Source organism: Microbacterium hominis (assembly GCF_013282805.1).
Taxonomy (GTDB): domain Bacteria; phylum Actinomycetota; class Actinomycetes; order Actinomycetales; family Microbacteriaceae; genus Microbacterium; species Microbacterium hominis_B.
Genome location: NZ_CP054038.1, coordinates 508111 through 524356 on the forward strand (window position 1 = coordinate 508111; position 16246 = coordinate 524356).

The window sequence follows — 16246 nt, forward strand, 5'->3', positions numbered from 1 at the left end:
GGTTCGCAAAGCGATGTCCCGGCGAATGGAACATGCCTTCCGACTCGCGGTCCGGGCGTCCCGCGGAGCCACTGAGTGGAACGTGGACGGGTCGTCGGTTCATGGTGCCATACGCTCGGAGGCATCGCCGCCGCGACGACGCAAGGGGAACCCGATGACCGTTTCCGGACAGCCTGCGGTGCGCATCGCCGTGATCGGTGCGGGATTCATGGGGCGACAGCACATCGAGTTCGTCCACGCCGCCGCGGGGGCACGGCTGGTCGCCGTGGTCGACCCGGCGGTGACCGACGGCGAGGCCTTCGGGTGCCCGCTCTTCGACGGGACGGCGGCCATGCTCGAGGCGGTGCGACCGGATGCCGTCATCATCGCCAATCCGAACCGCGTCCATGTCGACACGGCGATCGAGTGCCTGGGCGCCGGTGTCGCGGTGCTGCTCGAAAAGCCGATCGCCAGCACATTCGGCGATTCGCGGCGACTCGTGCGCGAGGTCGCTCGGCGAGCCGATGCGCGCCTGCTCGTCGGACACCACCGCCGGCATCATCCCGCCATCGCCCGTGCGCGCGTGGCGGTCCGTGAGGGGGAGCTCGGCCAGATCGTGGCCGTCAGCGGAATGTGGTCGGCCCGCAAGGACGACGCGTACTTCTCCGACCTGCCCTGGCACCGCGAACCCGGCGCCGGTGTGATGCTCATCAACGTCGTGCACGACCTCGACCTGCTGCGCCACCTGCTCGGCGAGGTCGCGCAGATCCAGGCGATGAAGAGCCACCATGCGCGGGGTCTCGCGGTCGAGGACACCATCTCGCTGAGCCTGCGATTCGACAGCGGTGCGGTGGGGAGCTTCCTGGCCTCCGACGCCGGGGTCTCGCCGTGGGGGTGGGACCAGGCGACCGAGGAGACGGCCGCGTTCCCGTACGTCCCGGACGAGATCGCATACCGTGTGGTCGGCACGCGCGCCGGCCTGTCGGTGCCGAATCTCGCGATGTACGGGTATCACCCCTCGGTGGCCGCGGACTGGCACTCCCCGCTGTCGCGCACCTACCTGGCGGCGCCGCCGCGCGGGTCGTTCCAGGCCCAGCTGGACCACTTCCTCGACGTCGCCCGTGGCGACGCACCGCCTCTGGTGTCGGCCGAGGACGCGTCACGCACGCTGGCGCTCGTCGAAGCTGCGACCTGGGCGGCGCAGACGGGAGAGACGGTCGACGTGGAGCGCTTCCGCGTCGACGCGATCAGAGCGGCTGACAGCTGATGCCCGGTCCCCACGGCTTCGACGCGATCGTCGTGGGCGGAGGACTGGCCGGCCTGGCCGCCACCCAGCGCCTCGCTGCGGCGGGGGCGAGGGTCGCCCTCGTGGAGAAGCGCCCTCGGCTGGGAGGCAGCTCGGCGATGAGCGGCGGATGGTTCGCCCTTTCCGGCACCGCCGTGCAGCGGCGCGTCGGTGTCGCCGACTCGGACGACGTGTTCCTCGCCGACCTCGTGGCCACGGGCGGGGGCGCCGCCGATCCGGCGCTGCTGGAGGCGCTCGTCGCCCGGCAGTCGGACGCGACGGTGGCCATCGAGCGGGCGGGCGCATGGACGGGCGAGCTCAAGGTGAGCGCGGGAATGACCGTGGCACGCGCCCACCTCGTGCGCATCGCGGCGCTGCTCGGGATGCTCGAGGAGGAGGCGGTCGCCGCCGGGGCGACGGTGCTGCGCGGCCGGGCCGTGGCGGAGCTGGTGCACGACGGTAGGCGCGTCGTCGGGGTCCGTACCGGGTCCGACCTGCTCGAGGCTCCCGCGGGTGTCGTCCTCACCACCGGAGGCTTCTCGCGCTCGCCCGAGCTGCTCGAGCTGTTCGTGCCGGACCAGGCGGCCGCGATGCCGTACGGGGGAGTGGGGAACACCGGCGACGGTCTGCGCATGGCGTGGCTGCTGGGCGCGGGACTCGCCGACATCGGACATGTCACGGGCACCTACGGGCAGCACGCCGAGACGAGCGACGACGAGCATGAGCTCCTCACCGCGAACTACCTCGGCGCGATCCTCGTGAACTCCCGCGGGGAGCGGTTCGCCGACGAGTCCGCGTCGTACAAGGTCCTCGGTGCCGCGGTGCTGGCCCAGCCGGGCCGGACGGCGTTCCAGATCTTCGACGCGCGCGTGCGGGCGCTCTCCCGACCCGGGGTGCCGCTGTCGGACATGGACCGGATCGAGCAGCTCGGCCATCTGGTCACCGCGCCCACGATCGGAGCGCTCGCCGCCGAGGTGGGGATTCCACCGCGGGCGCTGCAGGCGACGGTGTCGGAGTACAACGGAATCGTGGCGGGCACTCGGCCGGACGGATTCGGGCGGACCGGGCTCGTGAACGGGGTGGGCGCGCTCGTGCCGGTCGCGACCCCTCCGTTCTGGGCCTATGCGGCCGTCACGGCCATGACGTCCACCTTCGGCGGCATCAGGGTCGGAGCGGACACCGGGGCGCGACGGGTCGACGGCACCCGGATCGACGGCCTGTACGCCGCCGGCGAGGTGGTCGGCGGATTCCACGGCGCGTCGTACATGACAGGGTCGGCTCTCACCAAGGCCCTCGTCTTCGGCTTCGCGGCCGCCGACGCGATCTCGGGTCGCTGACGCTGTGCGCCCAGGGGCGTCCCTCGCTCAGCGCGGCGGTGTGAGCCGGGCCGCGGTGCGGATCGCCAGTTCGTAGCCGTACGCGCCCGCGCCGGCGATCACCGCCCGGGCGACCGTGGAGATCAGCGATGTGCGGTGGATCTCGTCGCGGGCATGGATGTTGGTGATGTGCACCTCGACCACCGGTGTCGTGAGCATATGCAGCGCGTCCAGCAGGGGCACCGAGGCGAAGCTCAGCGCCGCCGGATTCACGACGACGGTCGCGCTCTGCCGGAACGCCTCGTGCACCCATTCCACGAGCTCGTGCTCCGCGTTCGACTGGGCGAAGAACAGATCGAAGCCGACTTCGTCGGCGACGCGCTCGCAGTCGGCGCGGATGTCGGCGAGGGTGGCCGTGCCGTACAGCTCCGGCTCGCGCTGTCCGAGCATGTTCAGATTTGGCCCGTTCAGCACGAAGAGGCGTCGGGTCATCGCATCCTTCCCTTCCTTCCCTGGGGCGCTGCGCCGATGCCCTTCCCCAGAACGGGCATCGGCGCAGCCGCCCGTGACTACAGCAGTCCGAGCAGCGTCGGCAGGGCCGTCACGATCTGCGGGAACAGGGTGAGCAGCAGCAGGACGACGCCGAGCGGGATGAGGAACGGGAGGATGCCGCGGAACAGCTCTCCCATGGGCCGTCGGGTGATCGACCCCACCACGAACAGCACGGCACCGACCGGTGGTGTCAAGGACCCGATCATCAGGTTCAGGATCATGATCACGCCCAGCTGCACCGGCTCGATCCCGAACTCGGCGACGATCGGCATGAGGATGGGCACCAGCACCAGGATCACCGGCGGCGCCTCGAGGGGCACGCCCAGCAGGATCAGCAGCACGTTCAGGATCAGCAGGAACACGATCGGGTTGTCGGTGACCCCGAGCAGCCACTCACCGAGGGCCCGTGACACCTGCTCGCGGGCCAGCACCTGGCCCATGAGGTTCGATGCGCCGAGGATCAGCAGGATGCCACCGGAGATGACGACCGTCTCCTTCGCCGACTTCCAGAACACCGGCCAGGTCAGCGTGCGGTAGATCAGGCCGAGCGCCAGCATGTAGGCGGCGGCGATGCCCGCGCTCTCGGTCGGTGTGAACAGGCCGCTGAAGATGCCGCCGAGGATGATCACGGGCAGCATGGCAGGCCCGATCACGCGCACCGCCGCCTTGCCCAGCAGCGCGCCGTTGAACGGCCGGCTCACGGCGACTTCCGGGTGACGGCGCACCCAGACGAAGACGTAGATCGCGAGCCCGACGGCCATGAGCATCGCGGGGATGATCGAGCCCGCGAACAGCGCACCCGTCGAGATCGACGCCGTGGCCGCGAACAGCACTGCGGGCACGCTCGGCGGCATCACCGTGCTCATCAGCGATCCCGAGGCCGTGAGACCGGCCGAGAAGCCGTACGGGTAGCCGGCCTTCAGCATCTGCGGGATCTGCACCTTGCTCGTCGAGGCCGCGTCGGCGAGCGCCGAGCCGCTGATCCACGAGAAGCCGATCGCCGTGCCGAGGTTGACGTAGGCGAGGTGCCCGGGGAGCCGGGGGAGCAGCGCTCGCGCCAGATCGTACAGACGGGTGGCGATGCCGAGGTTGTTGGCGATGCTGCCGACGAAGATGAACAGCGGAACCGCCAGCAGCGGGAAGCTGTTGATGCCGTTCACGATCGACGAGACCGCGTAACCGGCCGAGAGGCCCTGACTGTAGAAGTAGAGCATGCTCGCCGCGATCATCGCGAAGGCGACGGGCACCCGCAGCAGCAGGAAGACGACGAACAGCAGGATGTAGAGCCAGAGTTCCACCGCTCAGCCCTCCATCTCGCCGATGTCGAGCTTGCGCTCGGGGCGGTTCGCGTAGGGGATCTTGAAGGCGGAGTGGATCGCCGCCGACACGAAGCCGATGAGCGCGAAGATGTAGAGCACGCCCAGCGGGACGTGCATCGCCGCGCTGGCGCGCCCCCATTCGGTGTCGATCTTCACCCACGCCTCGAACGCGAGGGCGACGCTGGTGGCGACCATGATCACGGCGGAGACGACGCGCAGCGCGATGAACAGGCGGGTGCCCGCCAGCAGCTCGTCGAAGATCTCGAGGACGATGTGGCCGTTGCGGCCGACGAGGTAGCCGGTCACGACGAACGTCATGGCGATCATCGACAGCAGTGCGAGCTCGCCCGCCCCGACCCAGTTCACCGAGGGGAAGTAGCGCCCCAGCACCTGGTACATGACGCCGAAGACGATGAGGGCGAACAGCGTGACGCCGATCGTGATCTCGATGGCCGACAGGATCCGCAGGAACAGGGGGTCCTCGGGGGCGCCGCGGTTGAGGCCGGGAGCGGTGTAGTAGGTGTCGGTGGCGGGGTAGATGGACTCGCCCTCGGCCTCCGAGGCCTTGCGCGCCTGCTCGCCGTCCGCATCGCGGTGCGGCTCGTCCTCGGGCGTCCGCTCCGCGTCGTTGTCGGTCATGGCGTCACCGCCACGGTGTCAGGGTGCATTGCCAACCTCTCTGTTGATCCGGGGGGTGATGCGCACGCGCATGACCGCCCCTGTGACTCTGGTCTGTGATCCGGGAACTGCAAAGACGAGTCTCGCCGAATGGGACATCGGCCACACAGACCGATCCGCCCCCGTCGGGCGACGGGAGCGGATCGGCGTGCCGGCGATGCGGCGACTACTTGACGACGGTGACGACCGCGCTCGAGGAGAGCTGCTCCTGGGCGCCGTCGGCGTTCAGCACGTCGATGGTCAGTGTCAGGGTCACCTCCCCGGTGGGCACGTTGTTGTCGAGGTCCGCCTTGTCGATCTTCACGATGACGCGGTTCGGGTTCGCCGTGACGACGTCGACGGGCAGCGCCTGCAGTCCCAGCGGTGTCGTCAGCGCGGCGCCGCCGTCGTAGGTGTAGCCGGCGGGGAGCGCGAACTGCGCCGTGACGGTCCCGTGGATGCCGGTGAACAGCCCGGTGCCGGAGGCGAGGTTCAGCCTCGCCGGCGTGAAGGTGAGCGCGCCCGGCTGGTCCTCGGCCGTCAGGTAGACCTCGATCTTCCCGGTCGGCCGCGGGTCGGTGCAGTCGTTGAAGAAGTACTCACCGGCACGATCGAACGTGTGCTGGTAGGTCTCGCCCGGCTGCAGCCTCGCGTTGAACTCGCCCTCGAAGAACTGCGTGGCGCAGTGCTCCTTCAGGTTCGGGAAGTTCGGGAACGTCTCGACCCCGGGATTGCGGAAGGTCACCGTCGTTCCGACCGGCACGCGCAGGTGCGTCGGCTGCATGCCGCTCTGCGACACGCTGTCACGCGCCGCGGCGGTGTCGGCCGTACGGCTGCTGCGGGCCAGCAGCACGGTGTTCTCGACCGTCTCGCCCGCCACGGCGCCGCCGCTGACCGGGCGTCGGATCGACAGCGGACCGGTGATCGGACCCTCCTGGCTCCCCGATGCGGTGGTGTACGTGCCGCCGAGCTTGAACGCCCAGAGCGAGTCGCCCCGTGTGACCGAGCCGCCGTAGGGGTTCGTCGATCCCGCCGCGATGACGGCGACGTACTGCTCGCCGTCCACCTCGTACGTCACCGGCGCCCCGGCGATGCCCGAGCCGGTCTGGAACTCCCACAGCACGTCGCCGTGCGCTGCATCCATCGCCAGCAGGCGACCGTCGATCTGGCCGACGAACAGCAGATCGGATGCCGTCGTCAGCGGCCCCTGTCCGTGGGACATGTCGGTGCCGAGGTGGTTGCGCCACGCCACTTCGCCGGTCGAGGCGTCGTAGGCGAGGATGCCGCCGGTCTGGTACTGCCCCATCGCGCGCTGGCCGTTGGCCGCCGCGCCGTTCCAGTGCGCCACCGGGTTGGTGCCGTACGGGAAGTAGACGAGGTTCGTGCTGTGGCTGTACGAGTTGTTCGACCAGTCGCCGCCGCCGTTCTGGCTCGTCGTCGACAGGATCGGCGCGTCCCACTGCGGGTCGTACATGCAGCCCTCACGGTGGTCCTGGCCCTCCGGGTAGGTGAGGAAGGGCTCGTCGACGGCCACATAGCTGTCGGGGTTGTAGACGAGGTTGCCGTCCGCGTCGGGCTGGTAGCCGTTGTAGTTCGGCACTGCGCGCCACGGGTCTCCCGGGATGTTGTCGGGGTCGAGCTTCTCCCACACGAGGCACTCGGGGAGCAGTCGGTTCACGGGGAACGGCTGCGTCTCGGCGTGCGCCTGGCGCGAGTCGGTGATCATCGGCCTGTCGACCACGGGCAGGGCGGGCTGACCGTTCGTGCGGTCGAGCACGAACTGGTGACCCGACTTGCTCCCGTAGAAGAGCACCTTGCGCTCGACGCCCTCGATCTCGATGTCGGCGAGGGTCGGCGGGTGCACGTTGTCCATGTCCCAGACGTCGTGGCGGATCGACTGATAGTGCCACTTGTAGTCGCCGCTGACCGCGTCGACGGCCACCATCGTGCTCGAGAAGAGGTTGTCGCCGGGTCGCAGCGAGCCGTTCTGCGACGACGTGCAGCTGCGGGCGTTGCCGAAGGTGATGAAGTAGTAGCCGAGCTCCGGGTCGACGGAGCCGTGCATCCACGGGGTCGAGCCTCCGGTGAGGGAGCAGTCCACGCCGTTGGGCAGCACCGGACCCCACGTGGCCCCGGCATCCACCGAGTTCCCGTTGACGTCGGTGTAGATCACTCCGCGATCGGGACCGCCGAAGAAGTGCCAGACGTAGCTGCCGTCGCTCGCGTCGAGCGCGATCACGGCGGCGCGGTTTCCGTTGGCGGCGTGCGCGAAGACGAGACCGTTGTAGTAGACGGTCGCGACGCGATCGATGTTGCCGAGGAACTCGCCGTTCGGACCCTCCGGCGCGACGACCCAGACCTCCTCGCCGGTCTCCTGGTCCAGGGCCACCACGCGGTCGTCGGCGAGGGTGAAGATCTTCCCGTCGCCGGCCGAGACGCCGCGGCGGGTGCCGGCGGCCGGGTAGTCGGTGGGCTCCCACTTCCACTCCGACGCGCCCGTCGCACCGTCGACGGCGATGACGCCGCCGCTGGGGGTGTCGACGTAGATGACGCCGTCGACGACGATCGGGGTCGTCTGCTGTCCGACGTCGTCGCTGGCGGGGGCGATCGCCGAGACATGGGTGCGCCAGGCCGGCGCGAGCTCGTCGAGGTTCCTCTGGTCGATCTGCGTCAGGCCCGAGTAGTGCTGGTTGCCGAGGTTGCCGCCAACGGTCGGCATGTCCGCGCCGGTGGGCTCCATACCCGTCAGCCCGGCGGGGGGCATCGGCTCGGCGGGTCTTCCCAGCCCGTACGCGGGCGAGGCGGCCACGGCGAGCACGATCGCGAGTGCTCCGATCCCTGCGGCTCCCCACCCTCTGGTCAGTCTTCTGCGCATGCGTTGACTCCTTGATCATCGTTGATCCGACGCGGTCGGGTGGTGCCCGGTCCGCGCCGCTGGGGGCGCTGTCCGGCCCGCCCGACCTGGGGGTTCGGCGATGAACCGGCCAGCGCTGGGGACGCTAACGGCGGGTCCGCGGGCGGGCAACAGCGCGGCCCATCGAGTGAGACAGAGCCCGTGCGGAGGGCCCCGGACACGGGCGGCGGCCGCGCCGTTACTACCCAGTGGGACAGCCTTTGTCGGCCGCGGCGGACGGTGCCTACCATGCGGCTGTCGGCACCACGCCCATGGACGGAGTTGTCATGGCTGCATCAGCACCCAAATCCCTGTCGCCCGAGCAGGAGAGCGAGATCGACGAGGTCTTCGCCCGCGCACGCGCGGCGCTCGCGATCATCGAGACCTACGATCAGGCCCGGGTGGATCGCCTGATCCGGGCGGTCGCCTGGGCGGTGGCCAACCGCAGCACATTCCGCCGGCTCGTCTCGATGGGCATCGAGGAGTCCGGTCTCGGCGACTTCGACAGCCGCATGAACAAGCGCATGAAGATCCGCGGGGTGCTGCGCGACGCGCTGCGCAGCCCCTCCGTCGGGATCATCGAAGAGGATGCCGCGCGCGGCCTGGTCAAGTACGGCAAGCCCGTCGGCGTCATCGGCTGCGTCGTGCCGACCACCAACCCCGACCTGACGCCGGCCGGCAACGCGATCTATGCGATCAAGGCGCGCGACGTCGTCGTCTTCTCCCCGCACCCGCGCTCGCAGCACACGACCTTCGAGACGGTCCGGCTCATGCGCGAGGCGCTGGAGGCCGAAGGCGCGCCCGCCGACATCCTGCAGTGCATCACGCTGCCGAGCCTCGCGGCGTCGCAGGAGATCATGCGGCGCTCCGACCTCGTGATCGCCACAGGAGGTCAGGGACTGGTGCGCGCGGCGTACAGCTCCGGCACCCCGGCCTACGGGGTGGGAGCCGGGAACGCGACCGAGTTCGTCGACGAGACGGCCGACCTCGCCGAGACCGCGCGCAACTGCATGCTCTCGAAGACCTCGGACTTCGGCTCGGGCTGCTCGGCCGACGGCAACGTGCTGGTGCCCGCAGCCCGCTACGCCGACATGCTCGCCGCTCTCCAGGCCGAGGGCGGGTATCTCGCGAGCGCCGCGGAGCGGGATGCGCTGCGTGGCGCGATGTGGGACGACGAGGGGCACCGCCTGCCCGACACCGTCGCGATCTCGCCGCAGGCCCTCGCGCGCGCGGCCGGGTTCGGCATCCCGGACGACCGCCGGTTCATCGTCGTCGAGGGGGACGGGATCGGCGAGGATCGGCAGTTCTGCAAGGAGAAGCTCACGACGCTCATGGCGGTGCATGCCTACGAGGGCGGCTTCGAAGACGGTGTCGAGGTCGCCAAGCGGCTCTACGAGATCGGCGGCAAGGGGCATTCGTGCGGGATCGCATCGACGGACGACGCCCATATCGATTACTTCGCCCAGCACATGCCGGTCTCGCGGATCATGGTGCGCCAGCCCAATTCGAAGGCGAACGCGGGATCGTTCACGAACGGGATGCCGATGACCTCGTCGATGGGATGCGGCACGTGGGGCGGCAACATCACGTCGGAGAACGTCTCGCTGCGCCACTACCTCAACACGACCTGGGTCTCCCGCGCCATCGCGGAGGACCGGCCCTCCGACGAGGAGCTCTTCGGCGACTTCTACGACGCCGCGCTCGAGGCGTCGGACCCGGCTGTGGCCGCGGCATCGTGAACGGCGCGGATGAGGGCGCCGCCGGCGCGGATCCGGCGACCGGCAGGGAGTACGACGACCTCGTCTCCGAGGCCCGGCAGTGGTGGCAGACCGACATCATCGACGTGCACCCGGGCGAGATCGCGCTGCGGGGCTATCCGATCGAGGAGCTCATCGGCAACGCGGGCTTCGTCGACACGATCTGGCTCATGGTGCGCGGTGAACTGCCCTCCCGGGCGGAGGCCGCGCTGTTCGAAGCGGCGCTGGTCGCCTCGGTCGACCACGGCCCGCAGGCGCCGTCGATCGCGATCGCCCGCATGGCGATGACCTGCGGCGTGGCGATCAACGGTGCGATGGCCTCGGGGATCAACGTGCTCGGCGACGTGCACGGCGGCCCGGGCCAGCAGTGCATGGAGCTGTACTTCGAGATCGACGCCGAAGCCGAGCGGACGGGCAGCCTCGAGGAGGCCGTTGCGTCGGTGCTGCGCCGTCACCGGGAGGGGGGCGAGAAGTACGTCCCCGGCTTCGGGCATCGCTTCCACCCGCTCGACCCGCGCACCCCGCGGCTGCTGTCGCTCGTCGACGACGCCGTCGCCGACGGCGTCATCGGCGGCCGGTTCGCGGCCATCGGGCGTGCCGTCGAGGACGCGATCAGCGACGGCCGCGCGCAGCGGATACCGATGAACGTCGACGGGGTGACCGCGGTCATCTACTGCGAGCTCGGATTCAGCCCCGAGCTCGGGCGGGGGGTGTTCATCCTCGCCCGCTCGGTCGGCATCCTCGCCCACGCGCACGAGCAGATGGTGCAGGGCGGGCGCATCAAGGGGCCGACGCCGAAGGCCATCGGCTACACGTACACGGGACCGGCTCGCCGATCGGTTCCGCACACAGGCGACGACAGAGGGAGAACGTCATGAAGGATGTGGTGTCGAACCAGATCATCCGATATCTGGAGGCACGGGGCGTCGAGCACATCTTCGGACTGTGCGGGCACACCAACATCGCGCTTCTGGCCGCCCTCGAGCAGAGCGAGCAGATCGCCTTCGTGAACGTGCGTCACGAGCAGATCGCCGCGCACGCGGCCGACGGCTACGCCCGGGTGACCAAGCGGACCGGGGTCGTCCTCTCGCACCTCGGCCCCGGCCTGACCAATGCGACCACGGGCGTGGCGAACGCCGCGCTGGACTCGATCCCGATGGTCGTGATCGCCGGCGACGTGCCGACGCACTACTTCGGCAAGCATCCGCATCAGGAGGTCAACCTGCACGCGGATGCCGCCCAGTACGAGATCTACCGCCCCTTCGTCAAGCGCGCGTGGCGGGTGGATCAGCCTCACCTCATCGCCGAGATCCTGGACAAGGCCTTCACGCTTGCCGAGAGCGGGCGTCCGGGGCCGGTGCTGGTCGACGTGCCGATGGACGTGTTCTCGGCGGAGATCGACACCGCCCTGTTCGACCGGGTGATCGGCAACACCCGGGCCCTGGTCAAGCCGAGCCTCGACGAGGAGGTCGCCGAGCGGATCGTGCGGAACCTGCTCGAGGCCGAGCGGCCGGTGCTGTACGTCGGCGGCGGCGTCGTCGCCGCCGACGCCTCAGACGAACTCGTCGAGTTCGCAGAGCTGCTGTCGCTGCCCGTGGCGCACAGCCTCATGGGCAAGGGGGCCGTACCCGACGACAGCCCCCTTGTCCTGGGGATGACCGGGTTCTGGGGCACGGCTCTCACCAATGAGCAGACCCGGACGGCGGATCGGATCCTCGCCCTCGGCACGCGCTTCGCCGAAGCCGACTCGAGCTCCTGGTATCCCGAGTACACCTTCGACATCCCGGGCACGAAGCTCATGCAGATCGACATCGATCCGTCCGAGCTCGGGCGCAACTACCCGCTGGAGATCGGCGCGATCGCCGACCTGAAGTCGGCGCTGACCGTGCTCCTGCGCGTGGCGCGCCGACTCGCTCCGGACGGGGTCCAGCGCCCCGAGCTGCGGGAGCGGATCGCCGCCGACCGCGCCGCGCGCAAGCGCGGGAACGCCGACGCGCAGGTCTCCGACGCGTGGCCGATGCGGCCCGAGCGGATCCTCTCGGAGACGAGGGAGGTGCTGCCGGCCGACGCGATCATCACCACCGACGTCGGCTGGAACAAGAACGGCGTGGGGCAGCAGTTCGACATCCTCACGCCCGGGACCTTCCTGACGCCGGGCGGCTTCGCGACGATGGGCTTCGGTGCTCCCGCCGCCGTCGGCGCGAAGATCGCGCAGCCGGGTCGCGTGGTCGTCTCGCTCGTCGGCGACGGCGGCTTCGGCCAGAACCCCGCGGTGCTCGCCACCGCGCGGGAGGAGGGCGTGCCCGTGGTCTGGGTCGTGATGAACAACAACGCGTTCGGCACCATCGCGGGCCTCGAGAAGGCGGCGTTCGACACGACCTACGGCACCGTGTTCGGCAAGGGGGATGACCCCATGTACACCGACTACGCCGCGATCGCCCGGGCCTACGGCGTCACGGGGATCAAGGTCGAGTCGGCCGCCGAGTTCAAACCCGCGCTGGAGCGCGCGATCGCCCACGACGGCCCGGTCGTCATCGACGTGTCGATGGTGAACGTCCCTACGCCCACCACCGGGCACTGGAACATCCTCGACATCTACGCGCCCGGCGAGACCGTCGAGCACGTCGCCACGCACTGAGCGCCACGGACCTGTCGTGCAGAGCGTCGCCATCTCGACGGTGTGTCTGTCGGGAACCCTCGAGGACAAGCTGCGGGCCGCCGCGGCCGCCGGCTTCACCGGCGTCGAGCTGCTCGAATACGACCTCGTCATGTCCTCGTGGTCGCCCAGACGCCTCGCCGAGGAGGCCTCGGCACTGGGGCTCGCGATCGAGGTGTACCAGCCGCTCCACGTCGAGGCTGTCCCGCCCGAGCGCTTCGGCGCGGTGCTGAGGCTGGCCGAGCGCAAGTTCGCCCTGCTCGCCGAGCTCGGGGCTCGCGTTCTGGTGTGCTGTGCGACGCGGACGCCGCAGGGGCTCGACGACGACGATCTCGCCGCGCGCCAGCTGCGCGAGCTCGCCGTGCGCGCGGAGGCGCGCGGCATCCGGCTCGCGTTCGAGGCCGTGCCGTGGGGACGGGTGCGCACCGTCGAGCACGCGTGGCGGCTCGTGCAGGCCGTGGCGCACCCCGCCCTCGGCCTGTGTCTCGACAGCTTCCACGTGCTGTCGGCGCGGAACGACCCGGCGGCGATCGCGCCGATTCCGGGGGACCGGATCTTCCACGTTCAGCTCGCCGACGCTCCCCGGCTCGACATGGACGTGCGCGAGTGGAGCCTCCACGAGCGGGTGTTCCCCGGACAGGGCTCGCTCGAGGTCGTCGGCTTCCTCTCGCGCGTCTTCGAGAAGGGCTACACCGGCCCGATCGCGCTGGAGGTGTTCAACGACGTCTACCAGCAGGAGGACCCGCATCACGCCGCCACCGACGCCATGCGGTCGCTGCGGGTGCTCGCCGAGTCGCTGGAACCCGGCGCGGGCAGGTCGATATCGCCGCCGTCGGGTGTCGCGCTGCCTCCTGCCCCGCCGCTGGGCGGCTACGCGTTCGCGGAGCTCGCGGTCGACGAGGTCTCCGCGCCGCTCGTCGCGCGCACGCTCACCGCGCTCGGGTTCGTCGAGGCCGCCCGGCATCGCTCCAAGCCGGTCGGGCTGTGGGAGCAGGGCGACGCGCGCATCCTCCTCAATCGGGCGCCCGATCGGTCGGTCGCGCCGGCCACGGCCGCCGTGTGCGCGCTCGCGGTCGAGAGCGCAGACCCGGCCGCCTCGATGCGCCGCGCCGAGACGCTGCTCGCGCCGAAGCTCGCCAGGACGCGCCGTCCCGACGAGACCGACCTCGACTCGGTCGCGATGCCCGGCGGCACGGCGCTGTTCTTCTGCGGGGCGGCCGGCGGCCGGTCTTGGCTCGACGACTTCGCACGGTCCGGCGCCCCCGGCGTCGCCGATCCCCTGCTGCGGCGCATCGACCACGTATCGATCACCGAGACGATCGACGACTTCGACCCCTCGACCCTGTTCCTCCGCGCGGTCCTGGGCCTTCCGCCCGGGGAGTCCGTCGAGAGCACCGCTCCCTTCGGCCTCGTCCGCACCTGGACCGCCGCCGACGCATCGCGCAGCACCCGTGTCGCGCTGAGCACCACACCGCTGCGGCGGGGCGACTGGGCTCCCGGTGTGGCGAACCCGCAGCTGGTCGCCTTCGCCACCGACGATGCGATCGCGTGCGCGAAGGAGCTGCGCCGGCGCGGGGCGCCGCTGCTCGGCATCCCGGACAACTACTACGACGACCTCGAAGCGCGCTGCGACCTGCCCGGCGGCATGATCGACGAACTCCGGGCCAACGCGATCCTGTACGACCGCGACGAGAACGGCGAGTTCCTGCACTTCTTCACCGAGATGGTGGGATCGCGGGTCTTCTTCGAAATCGTGCAGCGCATCGACGGCTACGACGGCTTCGGCGACCCGCGCAGCGTTCCGCTGCGCATGGCCGCACACCGACGGCAGCGGATGCGCATGCTCGCCAGCGCCCCCACCAACCCCGCCGAGCACCGCCACGACTACTCGCTGGCCCACCTCACGGCGCTGAGCCTCTCGCCGCCGGAGCTCGTGGATGCCGCCGCGGCAGCCGGCTACCGCTATGTCGGCGTGCGCATGACGAAGGTCACGCCGCAGGAGCCGCACTACCCGCTGGCCTACGACCCGGCGCTCATGCGCGCGACCAAGACCCATCTCGCCGCGACGGGCATCGAGGTGCTCGACATCGAGCTGGCGCGGTTCACGTCGGGCGACAACCCGCGCGACTACCTCCGCTTCCTCGAGGCGGGAGCCGAGCTCGGCGCGCGCCACGTCATCGCGCAGTTCCCCGACGCCGACTTCGCCCGCAAGACCGACCGCTTCGCCGAGCTGTGCGCACTGGCGCGTCCGCTCGGGCTCACGATCGACCTCGAGTTCCCGTCGTGGACCGAGACGCCGAACCTCATCGAGGCGACACGCGTGCTGCGGGCCGCGGATCAGCCCAATGCGGGCCTGCTGATCGATCTGCTGCACTTCGCGCGGTCGGGGTCGAGCGTGGAAGAGCTGCGGAGCCTGCCGCGGGAGTGGTTCCACTACGCACACGTGTGCGACGCCCCGGCGGAGGTCCCCGCCACCACCGCCGAGCTCATCCACACCGCGCGGTTCGAGCGGCTGTTCCCGGGCGAGGGCGGGATCGACGCGCCCGCGATCCTCGGGGCGCTGCCGAGCGGCATCCCCTACGCCCTCGAGATCCCGCGGGCGATGCTCGTCGCGCAGGTCGGCGCCAAGGAGCACGCGCGCCTGGCCATCGCCGCCGCGCGCGCCCACCTCGACGCGCTCGCCGTCGCGCGGTGACGACGTCGGCGGCAAAGGCGTCGGCGGCAAGGGCGTCGTCGGCCTCTGAGCCACCGGCCCCGGGCCCTGCAGAACTCCGGAAGATCCGCGGTCGCGGCACCGATGGTCGCACCGATTCCGGGCGAGGGCGGAAAAGTTCCGGAGTTATGCGCGCGCCGCGTCGAGGAGGTCGATCATGTCGGCCGACCAGCGGTGCACGACGTCGAGCCGCGCCGCGAAGGCCGCGTTCACCCGCGCGGTGCCGGTGTACCAGAGGTCGAAGCCGACCTGCCGGGCGGCGATGTAGTCGTCGAGGTGGGTGAGGTCGATGTCTCGATGGGCGGTGTAGCCGGCCACGAGCGCGTCACGGTACTCCGGGTAGTCGGGCTCATCGCGGCGTTCCCACACGGCGACCGCGAGATCGTAGAGGCGCGGCCCGAACCCGCAGTCGTCGAAGTCGATGAGCCCGACCCGATCGCCCTCGAAGACCGCATTGCCGGTGTGGAGGTCGGCGTGGATGAGCCCCGTGTCGGGGTCGGCCGCCATCACGCCGTCGAGGCGCTCGGCCACCCGGTCGAAGCGCGCGCGCAGGTCGGCGGGCAGCATCGTCCAGCATTCGGCGGCCGGCACGTCGCCGTAGACCATCACGTCTCCGAAGAAGGCCGCGTGGTTCCACGAGATGCGGGAGAACCCGGGCGGCGGCGACCACGTGTCGGCGTGGCGGTGCAGACTCGCCATCGCGGCGCCGAGGCGTCGGAGGTGCACGGGTCGCGGATGGTCCTCGTGGATGCGACCCGGCAGCCACCCCAGGACGGAGACGTCGCGGGTGAGGCCGGAGGCCTGCGCCCGCGTGCTCGCCGCACCGGAGCGCGTCAGCACCGGCGCAGGCACCTCGAGATCGGTGTCGGCGCGCAGTGCGGTGAGCCAGGCGATCTCCGAGCGGATAGCGACGGTCGCAGCGTCGGCGGATCGCCCGTGGCGCTGCGGCCGGTGCACGCGCACGAGGCGGCGCCCGGCGGGGCCGTCGAGGCGGAACGTCGTGTTCTCGCCGTGCGTCAGGAAGGTGAGCCTGCCGTCGGGCAGGTCGTAGTCGGCCACCGCCGTCGCCGCCACCGCGCGCAGCCGCCTCAGCTGCGACCGTCGGGTCTCCATGGCCTC

At 70.6% G+C, this 16246-nt stretch carries 11 protein-coding genes; 6 read left to right on the forward strand and 5 right to left on the reverse strand.

Annotated elements, in window-relative coordinates; genetic code table 11:
* Positions 1-154: 154 nt before the first annotated feature.
* Together HQM25_RS02220 and HQM25_RS02225 are read left to right on the forward strand one after the other, a co-directional pair.
* On the forward strand, positions 155-1246 hold the full coding sequence (locus tag HQM25_RS02220; protein ID WP_172988726.1) for a Gfo/Idh/MocA family protein: 1092 nt from the start codon (positions 155-157) through the stop codon (positions 1244-1246).
* Positions 1246-2601, forward strand: a complete 1356-nt coding sequence (locus HQM25_RS02225) for an FAD-dependent oxidoreductase (protein ID WP_172988727.1) — start codon at positions 1246-1248, stop codon at positions 2599-2601. The genes HQM25_RS02220 and HQM25_RS02225 overlap by 1 nt, the downstream gene beginning before the upstream one ends.
* Positions 2602-2628: 27 nt before the next feature.
* Here the strand turns inward: HQM25_RS02225 and HQM25_RS02230 are convergent, their stop codons facing one another.
* The 4 genes from HQM25_RS02230 to HQM25_RS02245 form a co-directional block, all read right to left on the reverse strand.
* Positions 2629-3072: a type II 3-dehydroquinate dehydratase gene (locus HQM25_RS02230; protein WP_172988728.1), complete on the reverse strand. Its 444-nt coding sequence runs from the start codon at positions 3070-3072 to the stop codon at positions 2629-2631.
* A gap of 77 nt (positions 3073-3149) precedes the next feature.
* Complete coding sequence (locus HQM25_RS02235) at positions 3150-4430, reverse strand: TRAP transporter large permease (RefSeq protein WP_172988730.1); 1281 nt, start codon at positions 4428-4430, stop codon at positions 3150-3152.
* 3 nt (positions 4431-4433) lie between these two features.
* Positions 4434-5090, reverse strand: a complete 657-nt coding sequence (locus tag HQM25_RS02240; protein ID WP_172988732.1) for a TRAP transporter small permease — start codon at positions 5088-5090, stop codon at positions 4434-4436.
* A gap of 205 nt (positions 5091-5295) precedes the next feature.
* Entirely contained in the window at positions 5296-7983 is a 2688-nt protein-coding gene (locus tag HQM25_RS02245) for an outer membrane protein assembly factor BamB family protein (RefSeq protein ID WP_172988734.1), read from the reverse strand.
* 305 nt (positions 7984-8288) lie between these two features.
* Between HQM25_RS02245 and HQM25_RS17685 the strand changes: the two genes are divergently transcribed.
* The 4 genes from HQM25_RS17685 to HQM25_RS17590 are packed head-to-tail and all read left to right on the forward strand — an operon-like array spanning position 8289 to position 15109.
* On the forward strand, positions 8289-9740 hold the full coding sequence (locus tag HQM25_RS17685) for an aldehyde dehydrogenase family protein (RefSeq protein ID WP_172988736.1): 1452 nt from the start codon (positions 8289-8291) through the stop codon (positions 9738-9740).
* Positions 9737-10636, forward strand: coding sequence for a citryl-CoA lyase (locus HQM25_RS02255; RefSeq protein WP_172988737.1), 900 nt, complete (start codon positions 9737-9739; stop codon positions 10634-10636). Before HQM25_RS17685 ends, HQM25_RS02255 begins: the two co-directional genes overlap by 4 nt.
* Positions 10633-12396 (forward strand): thiamine pyrophosphate-binding protein, encoded by a 1764-nt coding sequence (locus tag HQM25_RS02260; protein ID WP_172988739.1) that lies wholly within the window; start codon positions 10633-10635, stop codon positions 12394-12396. The genes HQM25_RS02255 and HQM25_RS02260 overlap by 4 nt, the downstream gene beginning before the upstream one ends.
* A 16-nt stretch (positions 12397-12412) precedes the next feature.
* The gene (locus HQM25_RS17590) at positions 12413-15109 is read left to right on the forward strand and encodes a TIM barrel protein (RefSeq protein ID WP_217275183.1); all 2697 of its coding nucleotides are present in this window, start codon (positions 12413-12415) and stop codon (positions 15107-15109) included.
* 144 nt (positions 15110-15253) lie between these two features.
* Here the strand turns inward: HQM25_RS17590 and HQM25_RS02275 are convergent, their stop codons facing one another.
* Positions 15254-16240 carry a phosphotransferase enzyme family protein gene (locus tag HQM25_RS02275; protein WP_172988740.1) on the reverse strand — a complete coding sequence of 329 codons (987 nt, stop codon included), beginning with the start codon at positions 16238-16240 and terminating at the stop codon, positions 15254-15256.
* Positions 16241-16246 lie beyond the last annotated feature (6 nt).